This window comes from Membranihabitans marinus (genome assembly GCF_019802045.1).
In the GTDB taxonomy this organism is placed as follows: domain Bacteria; phylum Bacteroidota; class Bacteroidia; order Chitinophagales; family Saprospiraceae; genus Membranihabitans; species Membranihabitans marinus_A.
Genome location: NZ_JAHVHU010000010.1, coordinates 221,620 through 245,906 on the forward strand (window position 1 = coordinate 221,620; position 24,287 = coordinate 245,906).

The window sequence follows — 24,287 nt, forward strand, 5'->3', positions numbered from 1 at the left end:
CTGCTGGATCAACTTATTGCAAACACAATAAGTCCGGTGTGCTCACCAGAATTCATTTGCAATTTCACTAAGAAGCCCAGAGAATTTCACCTCTCCTACTCCACCCGCATCACCCAATCATGCAAGTCCTCCTGACGTCCGTGACGAATATCTTCGATGGTTTGCTTCAGCATGGGGCCTACTTCGGCAGCTTCCGGATCAAACTTAATCACTTCATCTTTGTATCTTACCTCTTCGACAATGGTCGCCACAGCTGCAGTTCCGGAGCCAAAGACTTCCTTAAGCTGTCCATTTTGACCTTTTTCCATAACTTCATTTATCGTGATTTTTCGAGTCTGTACGTCGTACCCTTTGGCACGGAGCAAAGTCAGGAAAGCATTTCTTGTAACCCCGGCCAAGATAGCACCATCCAGTTCGGGTGTCGCAATATGATCTTCAAAAACAAAGAATATGTTCATTGTTCCTACTTCCTGTACATATTTTCGTTCTTTCCCATCCAGCCACAATACCTGATCACACCCTCGGTCTTTGGCCATCTTGGATGGCAATAAAGAGGCGGCATAGTTACCAGCCGTCTTGGCCTCCCCGGTTCCACCAGCTACGGCTCGCACAAATTCAGTATCGGCCCACAGCTTGACTGGCTTGCTATAATAAGGTCCCACCGGAAGAAGCATAATCACAAAAGTGTAGGTTTCTGAAGGAGCTACGCCCAGGAACTCATCGGTCGCAAACATCAACGGTCGTATATAAAGCGCACTGCCTGGCCGATCCGGAATCCAGTTGCGATCCAGCGTGACCAATTCGGTCAATGCTTCCATAAATAGCTCCTCCGGGAATTCGGGCATGCACATCCGTCGAGCCGATCGATTCAATCGACGGGCATGTTCTTCCGGTCGGAACAACAACGGGGTCCCGTTTTTATCTGCGGATGCTTTCATTCCCTCGAAAATGGATTGACCATAGTGCAATGCCAGATTGGAAGGATGCAGTGAAAAATGCTCTAAAGGGCTGATTTCCATATCTCCCCACTGCCCGTTTTTATATTGAGCCTGGAATATATGATCCGTAAACACCCGTCCAAATGGGATCTGATCAAAATCAACGGTATCGATCTTAGACTTAGAAACGGGAGAAATTTTTATATTTGACACATCTACACTCATAATTTTTTACTTTTGACCTGGACAACTTATACAAAGGTACACTATGGCCGTGAAAAATCCATTTATTCGTTACAAAATATATTCGACCACTCCAGACCCATCTGACGTCAGTGGTCCTTTGGTGGAGAACGTCAAAGTGCTGTGTCTTATTACTAAGGAGGATATGGACTGGATTCCATTCCTAAAAAAGATCCTGGCCGCCGCAAAGCTCCCTGAAAAAGAGAATAAAATCATCACCCTGTCCAAAGAAGATTCATTTTCGGCAGCTGATCAGGGTTGGTTGGAAAAAGCAGAATTTATCCTGTTATTTGGCCTTTCACCAAGCACAATTGGCGTCCAGGTCCACCATAAATTATACCAAAGTACAACCTTACGGAAAACAACCCTCCTCCAAATTCCAAAACTTAAAAATATTGAACCCCACAAAGAAGAAAAACAAAAACTCTGGCAACTTATGAAAAAAGTATTTCTCCATGAATAAACAACTTCTTTTCGCCACTTCAAACCCACATAAATTGCATGAAGTCCGAAATATTCTTGATTCCATGTATGTCATAGATGGATTGGACACCTTGGAATTTGAGGGTGACATTCCCGAAACACAAGATACCATTGAGGGTAATGCTATACAAAAAGTGCAGTTTATTTCAGACTATACGGATCGCGCCGTATTTGCAGAAGATACCGGACTTTTAGTTGATGCGTTAGAAGGAGCGCCCGGGGTGCATTCTGCCCGGTACGCCGGGGATCAGAGGTCAGCTTCGGACAATATGAATAAATTACTTTGGGAACTGCAATCTCATCCCAACCGTAAAGCGCACTTCAAAACCATTGTTGCTTATCTGGACCCAACGGGCAAATTATCCACGTTTGAAGGAATCATGAAGGGTGAAATTACAACGGCACCGAGAGGTAAAAAGGGTTTTGGATATGACCCCATATTCCAGCCAGAAGGATACGATAAAACCTTTGGTGAACTGGATGAGGATATAAAAAACGAGATCAGTCATCGCGCTAAGGCGATGGCAAAATTCCTTGCTTTCTTAAAACAAAAAAGCACCGGATAAAAGTCCGATGCTTTGTTTATGATTATGACGAGCTAGGATACGCTGAGGAATATTCTTCCTTCAGCAACTCTACCAATCAAATTATTTCTTTTCTACATTTCCTTCCAAAATCAAGACATGGGAAGAAGGGTCTGTATTGGTCATCACCGTGACATTTTTGGTTTGAGCTCCGGATTTGCCGGAACTGTCAAATACTGCTTCTATTTCAGCGCTTTCACCTGGAGCGACAGGCTCTCTGGGATATTTCGATGCTGTACATCCACAGGACGCTTTCACATCGGAAATCAAAAGAGGCTCATTTCCAGTGTTTGTAAACTTAAATATGGTTGTTGCCTTATCTCCGGAAGTGATGGTGCCAAAATCAAAACGTTTTGATTCAAATTCGATCGTTGTCATGGGACCTGCAGTTTGAGATCCGGCAGTTTCAGCGGTCATCATCCCCTGGGCTCCAGGTTCAACAACCGTTTTGTTCTCTAGACTTTCTTTTGCCTGGGCACGGATATCACTATCGCTCTCTGACTTACACGAGGAAAGTCCTAGGACGATGAGTAACCCGAAAAATAATACGTTTTTCATTTTATTGTGTTTTTAGAACTCAGAATATGTAACGCAAAAATAGATATTTTCTTTCATTCTATGCCTCCATTTTAAATTTTATCTTTGCAACAAACAGAATCATTAATCAATGCGGCCCATTACAGTACGAATTTTCATCTTAGTATTCCCCTTTGCGTTGGGCATTGCTTGCCAATCACCCAGCATACCAAGAAATGACCAATCATCCTCCACTACCCGCTTACCGGACACGATCTCATATCGGGGAAATTTATCTTCCGCAAGTTATGATTCGATCGTCAACCAATTGGTGCTTTTTGAAAATCAAACTTTCGATCTGCATCAGTTTGATCGCATTGCCGAACATCATCTCAACGACAGAGAACACACCGGAATTTATGCCTATCTGAAAGACTCGACACAGCTTGGACTCTATTCGGACGATGGGGTTTTAATGCTTCGTTTTCTCTTATCCGGTCAGGACTTAATCCCCATGGCGCTGGATGGAAGCAAAATTCTCGATTCCAGTCTAATTTGGAAACGACAACATTCCGTTAGTCATTAATTATCCATTTACAGTTTAACTTCTTTACCTAACCATATCTTTTAGCACCATCGCCCATGACAGCAAACCATGAACTGACCTATCAAAAGCCCCCGGAAGAGATCCTTGAATGGGCAGATGCTGTATTACCACCCGTAGCACGTATCAATAGCCAAGGAAGCCATATTGTTTTTTTAGATCGCCAGAGATACCTAGCCATCGAAGAATTGTACGAGCCTGAGTTGAGATTAGCGGGGATTCGAATCCATCCGGACAAGCTGGTTCGTAGCAGGTCTTCCTATTACACAGGAATCCGAATTCAAGAAATTGAAGGAAATAACTTATTGGATATTAATGGATTACCCGCCTCATTGAGAATTCACCATATCCAATGGTCGCCTGACGAGAAAAAACTGGCCCTAAGCTGTTTGATTAAAAAGAGTTTAAAGCTCTGGGTTATCGACATCCAGACTCGAACCGCCTATCAAGTTTCTGAAGTGACACTCAATGCTCTACTAACCACCCCATTCTCTTGGCATCCTGATAGTCAATCTTTATTCGTTCTTGGCAAAACACCAGATGCAGACCATCTGATCAGCAAAGAGAACGTGGTGCCGCATGGCCCGGTCATCTCCGATGGTCACGAGAACCCGGCGCAACACAGAACGTATCAGGACCTTTTAAATGATTCCACAGATGTCATAAACTTTACCCGTCTTGTACAGTCTCAATTGAGTCGTGTCACACTTGACGGCAAAAATACAATGATTACCCGGGCACTGATTAAAGGAATAAAGGTTTCACCCAACGGCAGGTTCGTATTGTTGACGGAGGTAAGACAACCTTTTTCAAACCATGTACCGTATGATAAATTTCCGTATCAAGTGACCGTCTTTGATCTACTCACAAATGAACACAAAGAATTGGAAAAGACGCCGTTACAAGATCAGCTTCCAAAAGGATTTATGGCGGTTCATCAAAAAAAGCGGTTATTCCAATGGCGCAACGATCAACCCGCAGTTCTGATATTTTGTCAAGCGTTGGATGAGGGGGACCCGGCCAAAGACGTATCGCATCGGGACGCGATCTACCAATGGACTGCGCCATTCGATAAAAAACCCCAAGAAATTCTGAAAACAGTAAACCGGTTCAGCCATATCCAGTGGAGTCAATCGGGTTTTGGTATCGCGGTGGATTACTGGTACAACACCCGAAACTCTAAAACTTACCTCGTCCAGCCCGACCAACCAGAGGTTCAATCTAAGATACTATTTGACCGGGATCTCCAGGATAATTACGGAGATCCGGGACATTTTGTGACGGTAAAAAACAAGTGGGGACGATCTGTTGTTGGTGGGGACAAATACGACACTTTTTTATCAGGAGAAGGTATCCGACCGGATGGCATACATCCTTTTCTAGATCAATACAACGTACAAACAGGCCAAAAAACACGCGTGTGGGAGGCTAAAAACAAGGATGAATTACTTCGTATTGCTGGTGTTCAGTCTATCGCAAAAAAGACATTGATAGTACGACGTGAAACGACTACCGAGTTCCCGAATTATTTCCGTATTCATTGGGACAGACCGGATGAACGTCAATATCTTACGGATTTTGATAATCCTTTCACTGGAATCAATTCGATTCGTAAATCCATCATATCCTATCAACGCAGTGATGGAACCGAACTCCACGCCACTTTATATTTGCCAGCTTCTTCAACTTCGATAGACAATATGTCCGAATATCCCCTTCTGATGTGGGCATACCCGGAAGAATATACCAATAAAAAGCTGGCCGGTCAGATGACAACTTCGGAACATGAATTCACCTATCCGTGGTATGGGTCACCTGTATTTTGGGCACGTCGGGGGTATGCAGTTCTGGATGATGTATCCTTCCCCATCATAAGTTCAGGAGATCAGAACATGAACGACACCTTCATTGAACAACTCAGAGACAATGCATCTGCCGCCATTGACGCTGTTTGTAAAAACCACCCCATAGACAGCAAACGCGTCGCAGTGGGTGGGCATAGTTACGGCGCATTTATGACCGCTAACCTGTTAACCTGGACCAATTTATTTTGTGCGGGCATAGCACGGAGCGGTGCATACAACAGAACTTTAACCCCTTTTGGTTTTCAGGGGGAACAACGCACCTACTGGGAAGCGCCGGCACTTTATCAAAAAATGTCTCCGTTCATGCACGCTGACAAGATGAAAACTCCATTATTGTTAATCCATGGTCAAATGGACAATAATTCGGGCACCCACACGATGCAAAGTCAACGATATTTCGATGCATTAAAGAGTTTAGGAGCGCCGATACGGTTGGTTCTGCTACCCAATGAAAGCCACCATTACAGAAGTCGTGATTCCGTATTGCACATGCTTTGGGAACAAGACCAGTGGTTACAAAAGCATCTAAAGCCCAGCACCATTTGAATATGGTAAAGATTTTGAATGATGGTCTTCGTTCAGCTGTGCACCATTTATAGGATCAAGGCAATTTTACAACCTGCGTATAATCCTTTTTACACCTGTTTAGGCACATCATCGGTCAGTCCCGTTTCGGTGGTCAAAAAATAAATATTCATATAAACAAAGAGGACACCCTACTGGATGCCCTCTGTATTTTGCTTTAGCAATCGGTATAGAACAGTTCTTATCTATTTTACTACCGATGTTCTATAAAACAACTCGTATTATATTACGGATTGATGCTCTCAGAAATTGAAATTAACGGTCGTACATCGGGCAGAATAATAAACTCTGTCCGGCGATTAGGAGCCAATTCTTCAATCGACAGATTATCCCCCTCTACCACAGGCTCAAATTCAGCTTGCCCGGCAGCCAGTAATTGTTCTGGCGATACGCCTGATTTGATCATCTGGCGGACTACATTTGCAGATCGAGCAACGGAAAGATCCCAATTGTCCCGGTAAGCAGCGCCTTCTTTCAATCCGCGGTGATCTGTATGAGATTCTATAATTACTTTCACATCGGGATGATTGGATAGAATATTAGCTACGTTATCAATCACGTCCTTACCAGTGCTCGAAACCCGCGTAGAACCAAAACGATACAAAATATCGTCCCCTAAGGTCACGTACAATTTTCCATCTTTTTCTTCGAGATCTATATTTTCGTCTTTCATCAGGACGCCATCAATTTCATCTTTGATGGTCTTGATTTTATCGACGGCGACATTACGTTCTTTTTCCACGGTTTTCACAGTGTTTTGAACTTGCGTCATCGACTCATTTAAGTCATCCAGATCTCTTTCCAGCTCAGCAGAACGATTTTGAATTTCTTCATTTTGGCTCTGCAAGTCTGAAATGGTGGATTTGGCCTCATCCAGTTCTTGGTTCAGTTGCATTCTCTGAGATTCAAGTGCTTCGTATTTTTTCTTCGATACACAAGAAGTCATTAGTCCGGCCCCTAAAATTAACAGGGCCATAGTCTTAACATGCTTTCTCATAATAAATAGTTTTATTTGAAATTTCATAAACAGTAAGTTGAAGTAGTTTAGTATAATTCATCTAATTTTATCCAATAAACTCATTTTAATTGACTGCAAAATTTACATCGCAACCAAGACCAATGTACTACATTCTCAGCAAATTAATTATAATCTTTACTTATATTAAATGATTTTTAAATAATTTTTCCAAAACGATAATACACCCACTTAATAATGAAAGCACAATATATATGGACATAGCTACATATCTAAATGACCTTCGTGTCAAGGAGAATAAGGTATTTGATCCAATTCGTAAAAAGTGGTTGATTATTCAGCCAGAGGAACTCGTCAGGCAAACTCTTTTATTGTATTTGATTCATGAAAAAAATATTTCAAGTGCACGAATAGCCGTAGAAAAAGCCATCCGCGTCCACCGGCAGGTTCGCAGATTTGACCTCGTATACTATGACAAACATGGTGATCCCATGCTTCTGGTAGAGTGCAAGAGCCCTTCTATTCCACTGACTCAGCACGTGCTGGAACAAGCTGTGTGGTATAATTATGAGATTAAAGCACCGTTTCTGCTACTATCCAATGGACAGGACCTCCGATGGTACAAAATCGATCCAGATAAAAAGACCTATGCAATCTTGCCAAAAGAAGGACCGGTACTATCGTAAGATACACAAGTTGGAAGAGATCCTCTTTTCGTTATTCTTTTGTAAAGCTGTTCACCAGGGATTTTAGAGTAAAAAACACCATCAAAAATATACTAAATCGCCCCAGATAATCGCCCCACAAAGCATAAAAAGTTAGTGAACTGTTTAATGTTACCGAAACGGGGATTACGGCTTTTTCATCGTATTTATTGGGTGGCACGACTTCGTTTCCTCGTTGATTAAAAGCACCATTTAATCCCATATTCGCAGACCGAAGCACGCTGCGCCGATACTCGATCGCCCGCAATGCAGCAAACTCGTAATGCTGTTGATGGCCTTCCGTATCCCCCCACCAGCCGTCATTAGTGATGATGGTAAATAGATTGGCACCTTTAGCAACGTATTTTCGCATGTATTCCCCATATACGGATTCATAGCAAATTACGGGTGCAAGTTTTACCTGATCAAAGACAAAAACATCTTGTGCATCAACCTGACCATACCCATAGATAGTACCACCAAGTTGGTCTATAATGGGATTAAGAAAAAACAACAATTTCCGGTACGGAAAATTTTCGGCACCTGGAACCAGTTTCTGCTTATGATATACCGGAATAGTATCATTCCCCAACATGATTGCGGAATTGTAAACTTCCCAAAAAAGAACAGAACGATCTTTACTTACCGTTTCACGAACCGAAGACCGGTCTGGCGGCGGATTGTTTTCGCCAAAAACCTTGTAAGAAGTAACCCCCAGAAGCACGCGTGCCGTGGATTGGTACTCCGCGAGTAGTTTTTCAATCCGGCCGATGTACGGATTGTTTTGGATCTGGTCTACATTGACCTGTTCGAAAATAGTTTCAGGTAGAACCAACAAGTCAGGCTCATGTGCCATTGCTCGTTCCAGCAAATTTTGATAGATGGTCCAACGAGTTTCAAAGTCCTGATTAAATTTTTCATAATGGGGTTCTATATTAGGATTAATGACTACAGCTTTCATCGAAGGACCGGTCACATTCGTATTGTAATATATAATAACTGAGGAGATTATGGGAATAATAACTACAGCCAACCAGGGAAGCCAACGCCTATAACATTCCCAGACACGCCCGGACATCCCCCCTTTTCTGATGATAGCATAGAACAAATAATTGACCAACAAAATCCAGAATGACCCACCCAGAGCGCCGGTATATTCATACCATTGAGCCAATATCGGCCACTTGGCCAATGCATTTCCAATGTTCAACCAGGGCCAGGATAATTCCCACCGCAAATGAATGTACTCAAAAGTCAACCATCCGGCAATAAACAGGACTCCAAAATACCAGTCAACCTTTCCCTTGCGATGTATCCAGCTGATCCAGCACACCACAGCGGTCATTAAAAAAGCATTGATTCCCATGCCAACCACCCCGGGCAAAAAAGCTGTATTTGAAATCCAAAAAGTAGTCCCTACATTCCAAATTAGAAAAAAATTGAAAATAAAAAATACAAACCAAGCCAACCGGATTCGTTTCTCATAATATGCCCGTTCCAACCAAAACAGGGGGACAAACGCGAACAAGATCAGCGGCAAAAGTGGATAAGGTGGAAATCCCAGACTAGCAAGTACCCCCCCCAGACTGGAAACGAGGAAATATTTTATCTGGTTTCGAAAAGTCGGGTTGTACCCCAGCAATCCTGTCAGGATCAACCAGCACCCAAAAAATAAAAGCCGTGTCTCATTGTTCCAAATCGGATTGCGGTACAATAAATAAACCGCTGCCCCACTGATTAGAATTCCGATGGCAAGGCTCCAGTGAGCATATTTCCTAAGGTCTGCTGAAGTCCAATTCATACTTCTACCGAACTATACTTCCAGGGCTTATATCATTCCCCGGGCTTACAAAAGCTAATTTCCCCTGACTATCTTCAGCCATCAGGATCATTCCCTGGGATAATACACCGCGCAGTTTACGAGGAGCAAGATTCGATACGTAGACCACTTGTTGACCTATGATGGCTTCCGGATCGTATTGCTGAGCAATGCCGGATACCACAGTTCGAATCTCTCCCCCGGTATCGAGAGATATTTTCAGTAATTTATCAGCTTTCTCAATCCTGGAGGCTTCAATAATTTTTGCGACCCGCAAATCCAGTTTTTGAAAGTCATCGAAAGTGATTTCTGGTTTTTGTGGTAGAGCAGGTTGGCTTGGTTCATTAACCTCGATTTGATCCGTTTCACTTTTCGAAGCAGCCCGAGATTTCAGTTTTTCGACTTGTTCTTCCACCACTTCATCCCCGATCCGCTCAAATAAGTGAATAGGATCACCAATCTGATGGCCCTCCGGAATAAGAGCTTCGCCTTCAGCCAGTGCACCCATCATCTCGACCAATTCCCCTTCTCCTTTTAACGCGGGAAGTCGGAGAATCTTTCGAAGTTTAGATGAGGTGAAAGGTAAAAACGGATCCAAAATCATACTTAGAGCAGCTGCATATTGCAAGGAACAATTCATCACTGCCTTTACGGTTTCCTCATCTTCCTTGATCAGTTTCCAGGGTTCATTCGCCTGCAAAATTATATTACCGGCAGAGGAAATCTCCATTATAGTCCGTAGTGCCGATCGGAATTCATACTTACGAATCGCATTGCCATACGCATCCAGCCGGTCAAACAAATCCAACATCTCTGTATCATGCCAGATCGGCATGTCACTATTTCCACTCCCTGTAAATTCAAGATCAGGATCAAATGAGGGAACGACGCCGTCGTAATATTTGTTGGTCAGCACAACGACCCGATTAATAAAATTACCAAGATTGTTGACCAGTTCATTATTATTGGCCTCCTGCCATCCTTTCCACGTGAACTCGGCGTCTCGTTGTTCGGGCATATTCTTATATAATACATAACGCAATACATCTTCTTTCCCCGGTAATTCATCCAAATACTCATGAACCCAAACCGCCCAGCCTTTGGATGTTGAAAGCTTTTGACCTTCCAGGTTCAGGAACTGGTTGGCGGGTACATTTTTCGGAAGAATATAATCACCATGAATCTTAAGAATTGCCGGAAAAATCAGACAATGAAAAACAATATTGTCTTTTCCTATAAAATGGATCAACTCCGTACCTTTATCTTTCCAATACTTTTCCCAATCTGCTCCATGATCCTTTGCCCATTGCCTTGTGGCTGAGATATACCCAATCGGCGCATCCATCCACACATAAAGTTTTTTACCTTTTGATCCCGGTATTTCTTCCGGAACATTCACCCCCCAGTCTAAATCGCGGGTCATCGACCTGGGTTGCAGTCCCTGATCAATCCAGGACATGCATTGTCCCACAACATGATTCTTCCATAAATCAGGATCGTGTTGTTTTTGTCCTTCAAGCACACCATGCTGGATCCATTCCCGCAACCATTCTTCGTTTTTATCCAACGGCAGGTACCAATGCGTAGTGCTTCTAAGTGTGGGCGCACTATTGGTCAACACAGATACCGGATCGATGAGTTCCTGAGCACTCAAAGATGCTCCGCAGGACTCACACTGATCACCATAAGCTTCGGGGTACCCGCACTTGGGACAGGTTCCCTTGATGTATCGGTCCGCCAGAAAAACACCAGCTTCTTCATCAAAGTATTGTTCGGTGGTCAGTTCTTCAAATTCACCTTTCTTATATAGGTCTCGAAAAAAGCCCTGTGAAGTTTCAGCGTGTATATCGGCTGTGGTACGGTGATAGATATCAAATTTTACTCCGATCCTGTCAAATGATTCCTTGATCTGTTCATGGTACTTATCGACAATATCGATCGGGCGAACGTTTTCCTGACGGGCTTTCATCGATATCGCAGCTCCATATTCATCAGATCCACAAACATATAATATGTCCTTGCCCATCAATCGTTGAAAACGGGCATAGGCATCAGCGGACAAATACGCACCGGCCAAATGTCCTAAATGCAACGGACCATTTGCGTAGGGCAGTGCAGAGGTAATTAAATATCTATCCGGAAAGTATATGTCTTCCATCGACTGTATTGTTTATTCCAAGTAAATAATTCATCCACCCATCCTTCTATACACTGTCATCCCGGGTATTCTTCGTTCATTGTGTATCTAAATGATAGCGGTACAAAGTCACCTAATCCATTTTTTATCGGCGTATGAAACACGAACACAAAACCCTATACTACAATTCATTGTATTCTTTTCAGAGCACCATTCACACTTCTGGCGTGTACATTCGGGTGTTCTCCAGTTTCAGTCCGGCGCAAATATATAAAGATCTTAGCCTTCATGCACTATATCTTTCCAACAAATGGAAGTTTGGCATCATCAATCCCCGGTTCTTATTATTATCCAACTCAATCGAACCTGTCACGCTAAAACTTGAAAAATAAGCTATAGTTGAATGTTGTTCTTAATAGTGGCTACTAGAGACTATCCTTTCCGGATCATTTGGAGATAGATATACGCGTGGACATTCTAATTTTCGAGCAATTCTGCCCTTCCAGGTTAACAGATTATGGAACTTTCAGATCTTTCAATTCCTTTATTTTAGCTTCCAATTGTTCGATTTCTTCGTGGATATTTCCTGAGCTGCTTTTCTGATCAGCCAAATGTTTATCCACTTCCAATTTAAAATCAGCTAATACATTCATAAAGTTAATGAAAGCATCATAGGGTGATTCATAAGGGTTGAAGTATTTATGTACGTCCCCATCACTAAACCATTTGGTGCATTGATAATAAAAATGATCACTGGTCTGAAGCAGGTTCCAATCATGGCGCAATTTGGGATCAGAAACATTTTTCATTTTTTCTTCGAGTTGGTACAGTCGGTCAAAAGCTTCGTTTTGCATCTCATTACCCAACCATGCAGTCAAATCTCGCTCCTCGTCTGCCCAGGATATGGGATAACGAACGTGCATGGGTGATATGGGTTGAAATTGATCCACTACCTCAGCGGGTGTCAAAAACTGGAAATCGCTGTTTTCAAAAACCTGTTCTGGCAATTTTCGCAAAAAATCAAAAATTCCAGTCTCCTTCCATTGGTGTTCTCCAAATGTTTCGTAATCCATGAACAGATTGACAATTTCTTCGCTCGGATTGAGGGCATTGAGCCAACCCACAAATTTTTCTGTTGTCAACGGCCATTCTTCCCACCCCTGATTGGAGAACCGAAATGCTATATCATCGCTTAGAGTAAAATTTTTAAGTAGAAGTTTCAACTGCGGGCTGCTCGCACTCGTGTACAAATAATTGGGGCTACGCCAACCCATAATGTGTTTGGCTCCTTCCGACAACTGAGCCTTATACCCCATCGCTGCGACCATATCACTGATATCATCCGAGTAGATCAGCTCTGTATTTCGAAATATTGTCGGAGTCTTTCCAAACAGTTCCTGCACCATAGCTACTTGTGATTCGACCTGGCGTTTAAATTCTGTTTCACTTTTGAGTGAGCTCATGGAGTGGGCATACGTTTCAGCCAGAAATTCTACACATCCGGTATCTGCCAATTTTCGAAAAGACTCAATGACTTCTGGTGCATACTCTTTAAACTGGGTCATGACTGTCCCACTTAAGGAAAAAGCAATTTTGAACTTTGATCCATATTTTTCAATGAGATCCAACATTAGCTTATTGGTTGGCAGGTAGCATTTGTCAGCCACTTTCCGAAGTATGGTTCGATTCGCAAAATCATCGAAATAGTTGTGATTTTTGCCAATGTCAAAAAAACGGTATTGCCGCAATCGATAGGGTTGATGAACCTGAAAATAGAAACAAATAGCTTTCATATCGTATCGGAATTTCTTGAGTTTAATAATTGTTCGTATAATTTCTTGACCTCATAGGCCGCATTCTCCCACTTTAGCGTGTAGACTTCCGTTTGTCCATGCTGCTTAAAAGTATACGTCAATGCCGGGTATTTCAAAATACCATGGATGGCATCGGCAATCGCATCGACATCCCAAAAATCAACTTTTATCGCATGGTCCAAAATTTCTGCAACACCGGACTGCTTGGAAATAATCACAGGTACGCTGGAGCGCATAGCTTCCAATGGACTAATGCCAAACGGTTCTGAGACCGAAGGCATGACATATACATCGCTCATTCGAAACATCATAGGCACATCGTCTCCTTTGAGGAAACCCGTAAAATGAAAGTTCATGGCAATATTGAGCTCGGCAACCCGACGAACCATTTTATTCATCATATCGCCACTTCCTGCCATCACAAACCGAACATCAGGAACACGCTCGAGAACCTTTTTTGCAGCTTCAATAAAATATTCCGGCCCTTTTTGATAGGTGATCCTTCCCAGAAAAGTCACTATTTTTTCAGGTGTATTGCGTTTAACCTGGCCCATGTGATCCCCTTCAGAAAAATCTACCGCATTGTGCACTGTAAAAACCTTTTCCGGATCAATTCCATACTTATTGATGACGATGTTCCGTGTTAAATTACTGACTGCAATGACCAGATCTGCGGCTTCCATCCCCATTTTCTCAATTTGGTGGACCACCGGATTAACATTCTCCCCACTTCGATCGTATTCGGTGGCATGAACGTGTATAGCTAAGGGTTTGCCTGAAGCCTTCTTGGCAGCGATACCCGCTGGATAGGCCAACCAGTCGTGCGCATGTATAATATCAAAATCCTCCTGATGGCCCAGACTTGATCCGATCAAGGCATACCGGGACACCTCTCCGAGTAAATCCTTGGTGTATTCTCCAGAAAAAGTAAGCTTTTGATTCCCATGGATGATGTCTTCTGAAGTTTTACTAATTGTATCTCCCTCGTGAACTCTTTTGTATTCTTCAGGATCCATATATGGAACCAGAGCGGAGGATACCTCGATATACTTAAAATGATCTTTAAAATATTTAAGGTCCTGTCGTCGAACAGTGACTGCCACATCTTCTGCGGAAATCAACTTAATTTTGCTTTTCTCTTCATCCCCATGCGTTTTGGGTACCACAAAGATGATATCAAGATCCTGTTGCAGCATGCCTTTGGTCAATCCGTAACAAGCCGTTCCCAAACCCCCACTAATATGGGGTGGAAATTCCCATCCAAACATTAGAACACGCATAGTTTAATTTTTCTCTTTTTGAACAAATTTCAATATTCGGATAACTTCAGCCACACTCCAGGCTTGTGAGATCGCTCCTTTCGGACGATGAGGTGGATCACCGTCATAGATTTCAGCGATTGAAGCAATTCCATAGGTGGTCATGTCTTCATTAAACGTATTCATCAGATCATCAGCAAGTTGAAAGGAATCTTCCCGGCCTCGGACCTTGATGTGGGATGTAAAAAAATGACCGAGCAACCATGGCCACACCGTTCCCTGGTGGTAAGCTTTGTCCCGGTTTCTTTGATCTCCGTAATATTCACCAATGTAAGCCGGATTTTTAGGTGATAAAGTTCTAAGACCTTTTTTGGTGTACAGCTCAGAACGAATCCGGTCTACCACATGACGTTGCTCGGAAGGCGGCACTAATGAAAAAGGGAGAGATATAGCGAAAATCTGGTTCGGCCGCATTGCCGTATTTTGTCCTTTGTGATCCACATAGTCCGCGAGATACCGGCCTTTATCATACCAAAATACATCCATAAAATGATCCTCGATTAAGCCCGGGATACTCTTCCACTTTTTCACAAAAGATTGATCTCCATTTAATTCGGCCATATCCAGCGTAAAACGGATAGCATTGTACCACAGTGCACAAATCTCCACCGCATAACCAGTCCTTGGGGTGACTGGCACCCCGTCTACTACCGCATCCATCCAGGTCAATGCTACTCCAGATTCGCCCTGCCATATGAGACCGTTATCATCCATGTGTACCGAATAGATGCCACCGTTCCGGTAGGTCGACAAAATCTTTTTCATGGTTTTACTGTACTTTTTCCAGATCATCGCGGGCTGGTCGTCGACCATCAGGTAGCGCTGCAATACCCAGAAAAACCAAAGCGGTGCATCCACGGAATTAAAAAGCACTTTCCCCTTATTTCCCGTATTAGGGAAAAATCCATCTTTCATTTCACTGATCAGGGAATCTAGAACTTTGATGCAGGTCTCAGTATCACCTAAGCTCAATGTAAGTCCGGGCAACGCAATAAAGGTATCCCGTCCCCATCGACCGAACCAGGGGAACCCGGCCACTACCTGAGTCATTTTGTCCCTGTGGACAATAAATTGAGAGGCTGCATTTCTCAAACAATTCTCAAAATCATCTTTTGGGGGTCGCAGACTAACTTCTTTTTTAAAATTGGAAGTAATGGTACGGGTTTTGACCTCCCCGGTGGAAGCAGAAAATATCAATTGATCACCTTCTTTCAATCCCACCTCAAAGTAACCAGGAACAAGAAGATCTTCATGCCCCGGATAACCGCGCGCAATCTCTTCTTTGTATTCTATTTTATGGTACCATTCGGGCGAAGAAATCCAGGACGATTTTTTATTAAGTTGCAGATAAAGCCGTGGAAACCCTTTATACAATTTAAAAGACACACCGTTTTCAGCTTGCTCATATTTTGTATTGGCTGTCATGTTCGCATGAGTGAGATCGTGCGTTCGCCGAAACGCTAAAAACGGTTTCATTCGCATCTTTAAGGACGCTGGTGCTTTATCAACCGTATAGCGGATCATTAAATTTTCCTTTTTATGCGCAAATAGGAGTTCCTTTTTCAGGATTATATTGCCCACTCTGTACCACAAAGTAGGCGTCGGCGCATACTTAAAGTCAATCAAATATTTGTGACCACGGGGACTGTATATTTTAGGGTATTTGTGAATTCCAAGATTAAAACTTCGCTCTTCGGTGATGATGGTCTCGTCCAAAGAAGAAAGAAGAACAAAATTCTCATAGTTAAAGGCTTCCAGCGGTAACACCATCAAACCATGGTATTTCCTCGTATTGCAAAGCGGCAAACTGGTCGACAGATACCCGCCCGCTCGATTGGTACTTAAAATTTCCCGGTTCAGCGAGTACTCCAAGTTGACAAGCGATTCCTTATCAAAAGATAAATAATCCATAGGTTCTTTGTAGGTTAACTAATTCAGATCTAAAAGATATGAAATGTTACCATTCTTTCCCCCTATTTCCTTAAAATAATTTTAACAGAAGCGCATGTGAGCATATCGTATTAATAAAAACACTTATGTTTTAGTCTTTGGAAACATGGCGATTTTCCAAAACCTGATAGATCTCATCCAGCGAAATATTTTTATTCACCAATAGGACAGAAAAATGATACAACAAATCTGCTGCCTCTCCTTTAAATAAGATATCGTTGGAATCTTTGGCCTCGATGACCAGTTCAACCGCTTCCTCTCCTACTTTTTGGGCTATCTTATTAATTCCCTTATCAAAAAGATGATTGGTATAGCTTCCCGCCTTTGGATTGTTTTTCCGATCCAATATGATATTCTCTAATTGCTTCAAATCAAATTTTTTATCCAGCGAACGAATATTCCCGGCCTCTGATCGCTTGGGCTGATCAAAACATGTTCGCTGACCAGTATGACACACTGGTCCCTGAGGTGTAGCCCATACCAATATGGTGTCGTCGTCACAATCCAAATAAGCTTCTTTGAAAATCAAAAAGTTTTCAGAGGTCTCGCCCTTGGTCCACAGTCGTTGTTTGGACCGGCTGAAGAAAGTCACCTTTCCTTCATCCAGGGTCTTCAATAGGCTGCCGGCATTCATGTATCCGAGCATCAACACCTCCATCGTATCCGGATCCTGTATGATGGCAGGTACCAAACCCTCCCCTTTGTCAAAATTAACCGCTTCAATATTTTTCTTCGTGATCTTTTTCATATCGTTGTTTTGAATGGTTCATCGAACCGTCACCCCGTGATTAATTAAATATTCTTTCAAATCCGGTACAGGAACTTCATTGAAGTGAAAAATCGAAGCAGCTAATGCCGCATCGGCGGCACCGGCTTCAAAAAGTTCCAGGAAGTGTTGTTTTTTGCCTGCTCCACCCGAAGCTATTAACGGAATGCCAAGTTGGTCATTCAATTTTTTTAGTGCTTCCAGCGCAAAGCCTTTTTTCGTCCCATCATGGTCCATCGACGTAAAAAGAATCTCTCCGGCACCTCGGTCTTCACACTCGGAAGCCCACTCAAAAAGATCTAAATCTGTTTTTTTAGTACCGCCCGCCGTATGGATAAACCACTTACCGTCCACCTCACGGGCATCCACAGCTACTACGATACATTGTGCGCCGAAAGCACGGCTGGCTTCATTGATCAGATCAGGATGGTTTACTGCCGCAGAATTCATAGCAACTTTGTCAGCACCATGCTCCAGGGCCACTCCTATATCTTCGATTGACTTTATCCCACCCCCGATGGTAAACGGAATATTAATGTGCTCAGCCACTTTACGCGCCAACTCCGCAATGGTTTTTCGTTTTTCGAGTGTTGCGGTAATATCAAGAAAAACCAGTTCATCGGCCCCTTGTTCACTGTAACGCATTCCAAGTTCCACCGGATCTCCGGCATCAATCAAATCCACAAAATTGACCCCCTTAACCGTCCGGCCGTTTTTGACATCAAGACAAGGAATAATTCGTTTGGCTATCATAGGATATAATTTTCTAAATCTTTTAAACTAATGGCTTTTTCATATATGGCTTTGCCAATAATGGTTCCTTCACAGCCTATTTCTTCCATCTTCAGGACATCATCCATGTGTCGAATCCCACCACTAGCAATCAGTTTGACACCTGGCGTCTCTTTAAGAATAGATTGGTATTTTTCCGTTGAAGGACCTTGCATCATACCATCTTTATCAATATCAGTACAAAGTACGTATTCGATTCCGCTTTCATGATATTCCCCAATCACTTGCTCGACATTAATATCCGTTGTTTCCAGCCAGCCTCCTACGGCTATTTTTCCCTTCCGCGCATCCGCTCCAAGCACAACGGCCTCTGAACCATGCTCCCCGAGAATTTCAAAAAACAGTTCCTTATTCTTAAACGCCAGACTGCCGATCACCGCTTGACGGCCCCCGCACTCCAAAATAATATCGACATCTTTCCGGTTCCGGATCCCTCCTCCAAAATCAATTTTCAAATTGGTTTTGGAGACCAGTTTCTCTAATACCCCATAGTTGACAATCTCCCCTGCTTTCGCTCCATCCAGATCAACCAGATGGAGATATTCAATTCCATGATCCTCAAAAGCTTTTGCCATTTCCAGGGGATCATCATGATAAATGGTTTTCTGATCATAATCACCTTTCACCAACCGAACACACTTCCCGTCAATAACGTCTATGGCAGGGATAATTCGCATAATTATAAGTTTATAAAATTGTTCAATAAAAGCTGCCCCACAACGCCGGATTTCTCCGGGTGAAACTGGGTGGCCATGTAATTATCGCGGGCAATGGAAGATGCAAAACTCAGCCCATAGGTTGTCTGACCGATGGTACTTTCAGACTGTGCAGCGTAGAAGCTGTGTACAAAATAGAAATAAGAATCTTGCGCTATATCTTTAAACAATGGGTGGTCATTGAAGGATACCGTATTCCAGCCCATATGGGGCACCTTCAGTCCAGCTTTTTCTGGAAACCGTCGAACCGGTAAATCAAATACATTCAAACAATCCACATCACCTTCTTCCGAATGTCGGCACATCAATTGCAAACCAAGACATATACCCAAGAAAGGTTTATTGTAAGATTGTATCAGTGTATCGAGCTGGTGTTTCTTAAGATGAGCCATCGTTGTACTGGCTTCTCCCACGCCCGGAAAAATGATCTTTTCAGCATGGTACAGCCGGTCCGGATCATTGGATAATAAAGGCTTCACACCTATCCGATCCAGAGCGAAAAGCACCGATTGAATATTACCGGCGTTGTAATCGATGACTGCGATTTCTTTCATAATTTTCCTTTGGTACTGGCGAGGGTAAGATCATTGGCATTCCGCTGTATCGCTGATTTTATGGCTCGTGCAAACGCTTTGAATATAGCTTCGATCTTGTGGTGCTCATTTTCACCGCGGGCATCAATCTGTAAATTGATCCGCGCCTCATCAGAAAATGATTTAAAAAAATGAGAAAACATCTCGGTGGGGACATTGCCTACATGCTCCCGCTGAAATTCCACGTCCCAGGTAAACCAGGGCCGACCGCCGAAATCCAGCAAAACGAGTGCACGGCAATCGTCCATGGGAAGTGAAAATCCATACCGGTTCATTCCGATTTTACTTCCGATCGCTTCCCGGAACGCAGCCCCCAGAGCAAGTCCGGTATCTTCGATCGTATGGTGTTCATCGATTTCCAAATCACCATCCACCTTCAGTACCAAATCAAGCCCCCCATGTCGAGCGATTTGATCCAGCATATGATCAAAAAAGGGTAATCCGGTTTGGATGTCTGACTTTCCGCTCCCTTCCAACACCAATGACAGTTCGATACTGGTCTCATGTGTTTCCCGCTCATAGAATACTTTACGCGGTAAAGTGACCAAAAAATCTCGGATTTCAGACCAGCTGTCCGTCTGAAATGACACGTGCTTCTGCCAATCCTGGTCTCCGGTATCTTGTCCATCAGAAGGGTCTGTGGACTGGCCCAATAAGATCCCTTGTGCACCTAGGTTTTTTGCAAGTAACATGTCTGTCTTTCGATCACCTATTACAAAGGATTGTGCCAGGTTCCATTCCCCATGCATATACTCGGTCAACAGTGCTGTTCCAGGTTTTCGTGTTGGTTTATTCTCTTTTGCAAAGCTTCGGTCTATATGTATATTCCGAAATCGAATTCCCTCGTTCTCCAGGATTTTAAGCAACATATTTTGAGGTCCCCAAAAAGTATCTTCGGGAAAGGAATCGGTACCCAAACCATCCTGATTGGTGACCATCACCAATTCGTAGGTTTGCAAAGCCACGATGTCCTTGAGGGCTGAGATTGCACCGGGGACCATCTCAAATTTTTCAAAAGAGTCTACTTGATAATCATGCGGTGGTTCCTGGAGCAACACGCCATCCCGGTCGATAAAGAGAAGCTTTTTCATTATTTACAAAGAATTTTAATTTGTTTCATAAACTGATCATTCTCCGCTTCGGTGCCTATCGTGACGCGCAGACAGTCTTTACAGAGCGGTACATTGGTCCGGTTGCGAACGATGATACCCTTTTCCTGCAATCCGGAGAAAATTTCCTGTGAATTTTGGATACGAAATAGAATAAAATTAGCTTCCGAGGGAAATACATCTTCTACAGCATCCAGTGATTCCAAAAAGTGAAACACCCGGTCCCGTTCTTGAAGGATTTTACTGACCTCCTTTCGCACTTCATCGGCCTTCTCCAATTGTTCACTCAGATATTTCTGAGTAAATTCATTGACGTTATAAGGTGGCTTCACAGCATTCATCAAATCGATGATCCAGGGGGATGAAAATGCCAGGCCACATCGCAATCCAGCCATTCCCCATGCTTTGCTAAAGGTTTGTAAGACCACCAGATTATCATAATCTTGCAACATACTCACCATGGACGCTTCCTTGGAAAAATCAATATAAGCTTCATCAACGACTACGATACCATCAAATCGATTGAGAATATTGATCATAATTTGTTGGTCCTGGACATTTCCGGATGGATTATTCGGGCTGCAAATCCATAGTATACGATCATGGGCATCCATGTTATCAAAGAGCCGATCTTCATTGATCTCAAATGATTCTGTCAGCAAGGTCGTATGCACTTCCACATCATTAATATCTGCAGCCACCCGGTACATTCCATAGGTTGGTTCCAGTACATGGATAGCATCCTGGCCCGGGGTACAAAAGATCCGAATCAAAAGGTCGATCGGCTCATCGCTCCCATTTCCTATAAAAATAGTTTCCGGTGTAGTGCCCTTTAACTTGCCTATTTTCTTCTTTAGATCCCATTGCAACGGGTCCGGATATCGGTTGTACATATGGTAATCAAACGGATTTTCATTGGCATCAAGATGCACACTGGCATGTCCGCTAAATTCGTGGCGTGCTGAAGAATACGGTGTTAGTTTTTTAATGTTGTCCCTGACCAACTTGTAATATTCCTTGTTTTTTCCCATCATTTATCTTTCAATAAAACTTATGAATTTACCGTTTCATCCAAATATTTCAATCGAACATCAACGGCATTTCGATGCGCATCCAGGGATTCTGCATCTGCCAGCAACTGCAGGGTTCCGGACAGTTTTTTCAATCCGTCCTGCGTGAGTTCCTGGAAGGTAATCTTTTTCACAAAAGAATCCAGAGAAACCCCCGAATGCATCCGCGCGTATCCGTTTGTTGGCAAGGTATGATTGGTGCCGGAAGCATAATCACCTGCTGTTTCAGGGCTATAAGGCCCTACAAAGACAGATCCGGCGTGTTGTATATCACTTAGATCATAATGATGCCGTTCTCGTTGTATAATCAAATGTTCAGGTCCGTAATCATTGATTAATTGGATCGCAGACACCCGATCGGCTACCACAATCGGACTGTGTTCCAATGCCGCATCAATGGTCGATTCCCGACTGAGGTGACTTTTTTGTTGCCCTACAGCTCGATTGACTTTTTCCGCAAAAGTTTTGCTTTCACATATTAATACCGCCTGGCTATCGGGTCCATGCTCAGCCTGTGCCAGTAAATCTGCTGCGACGAAGTCAGGATTAGCCTGATCATCGGCCCAAACGAGAACCTCCGATGGCCCTGCCGGCATATCAATGGCAGTGCCCGCAGACTGAACCATCATTTTTGCTTCCGTGACGTATTGATTGCCGGGACCAAATATTTTGTCGACCTTCGGAATGGATTCTGTGCCATAGGCCATCGCTGCAATGGCCTGGCTTCCACCCACCCGATATACCTCGCGGATGCCACAAAGTGAGGCTGCATAAAGAATTGCCGGATGGATCTGTCCATGTGCATCTGGCGGTGAACACAAGATGATTTGTCGACATCCGGCCAATACAGCAGGAACACCCAACATAAGAACGGTAGATATGAGTGGCGCTCTCCCGCCGGGGATATAAAGCCCCACCGATTCGATCGGACGACTTTCCCGCCAGCACGTAACCCCGCTGGAAGTCTCTACCTTTCTGACCTCCTCCACCTGACTCTGGTGAAATTTTTCAATATTTCGTTTTGCAGTACGAAGTGCTTTCTTCAAATCCTTATCAATCAATAGCATGGCTGCTTCGATTTCGGCATCGTGCACCTGAATGGAATGAATAGCAACCCCATCCAGTTTTTCAGTCAATTCAAAAAGGGCTTTATCACCCCGTGTCTTCACCTGCTCCATTATTTGATCAACGCTATTCCTTAATTGAGCAAATGAAGTTCCTTGCATTCCGGCGGGCCTTTTTACGGCTTTTTGAGCCTCTTCCCGAGAAAGTTTTTCCAGTATTTTCATGGATTATCTGGTTTACGTAAACCCAAAATCAATTCATTTTAAAATTCCCACTCTACCTCCTTGTCCGCCGAAGCTGCGAATTCCTTCGAAGCGTAGGAGAAAACCTCTACCTTTATCTTAACCTGTGCCTTAATCGACTACAGTATCATTTTTTCAATAGGCACCACCAACAGGCTTTCGGCGCCGTATTCTTTTAACTGATCAATAACCTCCCAAAAATCTTCTTCATGGACCACGGAATGTACACTTGACCAGCCGTCCTCAGCCAAGGGTAATATAGACGGACTTTTCATTCCCGGCAACAAATCAATGATCTTATCCAATTTGTCATTGGGCGCATTCAATAAGATGTATTTGCTTTTTATCGCTTTCTGAACCGATTTGATTCGAAAAATCAATTTATCCAACAAGTCTTGCTTGGTCGCATCCAGATTGTTGTGACTGATCATGACTGCCTCTGAATTCAAAATATTCTCTACCTCTTTGAGCCCGTTACTGAGCAAGGTAGAACCGGTGCTCACGATATCACAGATCCCGTCGGTCAAACCAATTCCGGGAGCGATCTCTACCGATCCGGAAATGGTATGGATTCGAGCACTTACATTTTGCTCATCCAGGTAATTTTTCAAGATGACCGGATATGAAGTAGCTATTTCCTTCCCATCCAGATCCTGTATGTTCTGATAGTCCATCTCACGAGGTATAGCGATCGACAATCGACATCGGGAAAAACCCAGTTTTTTACTAATCGTCACCTCATTTTGCCCTTCCAGCAAAACGTTCAATCCCACAATACCCACATCCGCTATCCCGTCCTCTACATAATCAGGAATATCATCGTCACGCAAATAATAAATGTTCGCCGGAAACCCAGAACTTTGAGCGATCAGTCCTCGCCCACTGCTGCTAAACCGGAGTCCACACCGCTTTAGTAAGTCAATAGAATCCTGGCTCATCCGTCCGCTTTTCTGTATGGCAATATTCAACATAGGTTCGTTTTAAAATGAAAATGGCTTATCAACATCAACGTGATAAGCCTCAAAAATATATTATTTCAAAAATAATTACACCATGCTTACCACTCAGATCCTGAATGATGATGCTTCCAATGATGCAATATTAGTATGGTGGTTTTCATAATGAGAGCCAAAGATACAAAGAGCAGCGGTATTTAGGCGTATAAAGTCAAGGGAAATATAGTAAATATTCTTACATAGGTCCGCATTACTTAAAGTCAAGGGTTTCTGAGCCGCTCTTTGCATCGCTGTGAGAGGCATCCAAATGATTTAAGAAAAAGAAGTGCATTTATAATGAGCGATGGAACTTCCCCCTTTCACGAATAAAGTTACACCGAATTCGAATAACCCATTTGAATCTCTTTTTTAGCTCTAAAGCAATTTTCCCTGCCGCTTTAG

At 43.2% G+C, this 24,287-nt stretch carries 21 protein-coding genes; 5 read left to right on the plus strand and 16 right to left on the minus strand.

Going from position 1 to position 24,287, the window contains the following annotated elements:
• Positions 1–95: 95 nt before the first annotated feature.
• A complete protein-coding gene (locus KUV50_RS12070) occupies positions 96–1,163 on the minus strand; it encodes a branched-chain amino acid aminotransferase (RefSeq protein ID WP_222580412.1) in 1,068 nt (355 codons plus the stop codon).
• A 43-nt stretch (positions 1,164–1,206) separates the two neighbouring features.
• Here KUV50_RS12070 and KUV50_RS12075 point away from each other — a divergent pair, with 43 nt between their 5' ends.
• Positions 1,207–1,644, plus strand: coding sequence for a hypothetical protein (locus tag KUV50_RS12075; protein ID WP_222580413.1), 438 nt, complete (start codon positions 1,207–1,209; stop codon positions 1,642–1,644).
• Complete coding sequence (rdgB, locus tag KUV50_RS12080; RefSeq protein WP_222580414.1) at positions 1,637–2,230, plus strand: RdgB/HAM1 family non-canonical purine NTP pyrophosphatase; 594 nt, start codon at positions 1,637–1,639, stop codon at positions 2,228–2,230. Before KUV50_RS12075 ends, rdgB begins: the two co-directional genes overlap by 8 nt.
• 81 nt (positions 2,231–2,311) lie before the next feature.
• On the opposite strand, the gene KUV50_RS12085 is transcribed toward rdgB, so the two are convergent.
• A complete protein-coding gene (locus KUV50_RS12085; RefSeq protein WP_222580415.1) occupies positions 2,312–2,806 on the minus strand; it encodes a DUF1573 domain-containing protein in 495 nt (164 codons plus the stop codon).
• Positions 2,807–2,915: 109 nt separating this feature from the next.
• On the opposite strand from KUV50_RS12085, the gene KUV50_RS12090 reads away from it, so the two are divergent.
• Complete coding sequence (locus KUV50_RS12090) at positions 2,916–3,350, plus strand: hypothetical protein (protein WP_222580416.1); 435 nt, start codon at positions 2,916–2,918, stop codon at positions 3,348–3,350.
• Between the two features lie 56 nt (positions 3,351–3,406).
• Positions 3,407–5,779: a prolyl oligopeptidase family serine peptidase gene (locus KUV50_RS12095; RefSeq protein ID WP_222580417.1), complete on the plus strand. Its 2,373-nt coding sequence runs from the start codon at positions 3,407–3,409 to the stop codon at positions 5,777–5,779.
• A 265-nt stretch (positions 5,780–6,044) separates the two neighbouring features.
• Here KUV50_RS12095 and KUV50_RS12100 read toward each other — a convergent pair whose 3' ends face one another.
• Entirely contained in the window at positions 6,045–6,815 is a 771-nt protein-coding gene (locus tag KUV50_RS12100; protein WP_222580418.1) for an OmpA family protein, read from the minus strand.
• A 233-nt stretch (positions 6,816–7,048) separates the two neighbouring features.
• Here KUV50_RS12100 and KUV50_RS12105 point away from each other — a divergent pair, with 233 nt between their 5' ends.
• On the plus strand, positions 7,049–7,480 hold the full coding sequence (locus tag KUV50_RS12105) for a type I restriction enzyme HsdR N-terminal domain-containing protein (RefSeq protein ID WP_222580419.1): 432 nt from the start codon (positions 7,049–7,051) through the stop codon (positions 7,478–7,480).
• A 31-nt stretch (positions 7,481–7,511) separates the two neighbouring features.
• Here the strand turns inward: KUV50_RS12105 and lnt are convergent, their stop codons facing one another.
• The 13 genes from lnt to hisG form a co-directional block, all read right to left on the minus strand.
• Entirely contained in the window at positions 7,512–9,299 is a 1,788-nt protein-coding gene (lnt, locus tag KUV50_RS12110) for an apolipoprotein N-acyltransferase (protein WP_222580420.1), read from the minus strand.
• A gap of 4 nt (positions 9,300–9,303) precedes the next feature.
• Positions 9,304–11,475: a methionine--tRNA ligase gene (metG, locus tag KUV50_RS12115; protein WP_222580421.1), complete on the minus strand. Its 2,172-nt coding sequence runs from the start codon at positions 11,473–11,475 to the stop codon at positions 9,304–9,306.
• A 494-nt stretch (positions 11,476–11,969) separates the two neighbouring features.
• Positions 11,970–13,247 (minus strand): glycoside hydrolase family 57 protein, encoded by a 1,278-nt coding sequence (locus KUV50_RS12120; RefSeq protein ID WP_222580422.1) that lies wholly within the window; start codon positions 13,245–13,247, stop codon positions 11,970–11,972.
• Positions 13,244–14,548, minus strand: coding sequence for a glycosyltransferase family 4 protein (locus KUV50_RS12125; RefSeq protein ID WP_222580423.1), 1,305 nt, complete (start codon positions 14,546–14,548; stop codon positions 13,244–13,246). Before KUV50_RS12125 ends, KUV50_RS12120 begins: the two co-directional genes overlap by 4 nt.
• A gap of 3 nt (positions 14,549–14,551) precedes the next feature.
• A complete protein-coding gene (locus tag KUV50_RS12130; RefSeq protein ID WP_222580424.1) occupies positions 14,552–16,498 on the minus strand; it encodes an amylo-alpha-1,6-glucosidase in 1,947 nt (648 codons plus the stop codon).
• A gap of 130 nt (positions 16,499–16,628) precedes the next feature.
• Positions 16,629–17,285 (minus strand): bifunctional phosphoribosyl-AMP cyclohydrolase/phosphoribosyl-ATP diphosphatase HisIE, encoded by a 657-nt coding sequence (gene hisIE / locus KUV50_RS12135; RefSeq protein WP_222580425.1) that lies wholly within the window; start codon positions 17,283–17,285, stop codon positions 16,629–16,631.
• An 18-nt stretch (positions 17,286–17,303) separates the two neighbouring features.
• Complete coding sequence (gene hisF / locus KUV50_RS12140) at positions 17,304–18,056, minus strand: imidazole glycerol phosphate synthase subunit HisF (RefSeq protein ID WP_222580426.1); 753 nt, start codon at positions 18,054–18,056, stop codon at positions 17,304–17,306.
• Positions 18,053–18,772, minus strand: coding sequence for a 1-(5-phosphoribosyl)-5-[(5-phosphoribosylamino)methylideneamino]imidazole-4-carboxamide isomerase (gene hisA, locus KUV50_RS12145; protein WP_222580427.1), 720 nt, complete (start codon positions 18,770–18,772; stop codon positions 18,053–18,055). Before hisA ends, hisF begins: the two co-directional genes overlap by 4 nt.
• Positions 18,773–18,774: 2 nt before the next feature.
• Positions 18,775–19,365, minus strand: coding sequence for an imidazole glycerol phosphate synthase subunit HisH (hisH, locus tag KUV50_RS12150; protein WP_222580428.1), 591 nt, complete (start codon positions 19,363–19,365; stop codon positions 18,775–18,777).
• A complete protein-coding gene (gene hisB / locus KUV50_RS12155) occupies positions 19,362–20,495 on the minus strand; it encodes a bifunctional histidinol-phosphatase/imidazoleglycerol-phosphate dehydratase HisB (protein ID WP_222580429.1) in 1,134 nt (377 codons plus the stop codon). Before hisB ends, hisH begins: the two co-directional genes overlap by 4 nt.
• A complete protein-coding gene (hisC, locus tag KUV50_RS12160; RefSeq protein WP_261395161.1) occupies positions 20,495–21,547 on the minus strand; it encodes a histidinol-phosphate transaminase in 1,053 nt (350 codons plus the stop codon). Before hisC ends, hisB begins: the two co-directional genes overlap by 1 nt.
• Positions 21,548–21,564: 17 nt before the next feature.
• On the minus strand, positions 21,565–22,872 hold the full coding sequence (gene hisD, locus KUV50_RS12165) for a histidinol dehydrogenase (protein WP_222580430.1): 1,308 nt from the start codon (positions 22,870–22,872) through the stop codon (positions 21,565–21,567).
• Between the two features lie 137 nt (positions 22,873–23,009).
• Positions 23,010–23,861, minus strand: coding sequence for an ATP phosphoribosyltransferase (gene hisG, locus KUV50_RS12170; protein WP_222580431.1), 852 nt, complete (start codon positions 23,859–23,861; stop codon positions 23,010–23,012).
• Positions 23,862–24,287: the final 426 nt, after the last annotated feature.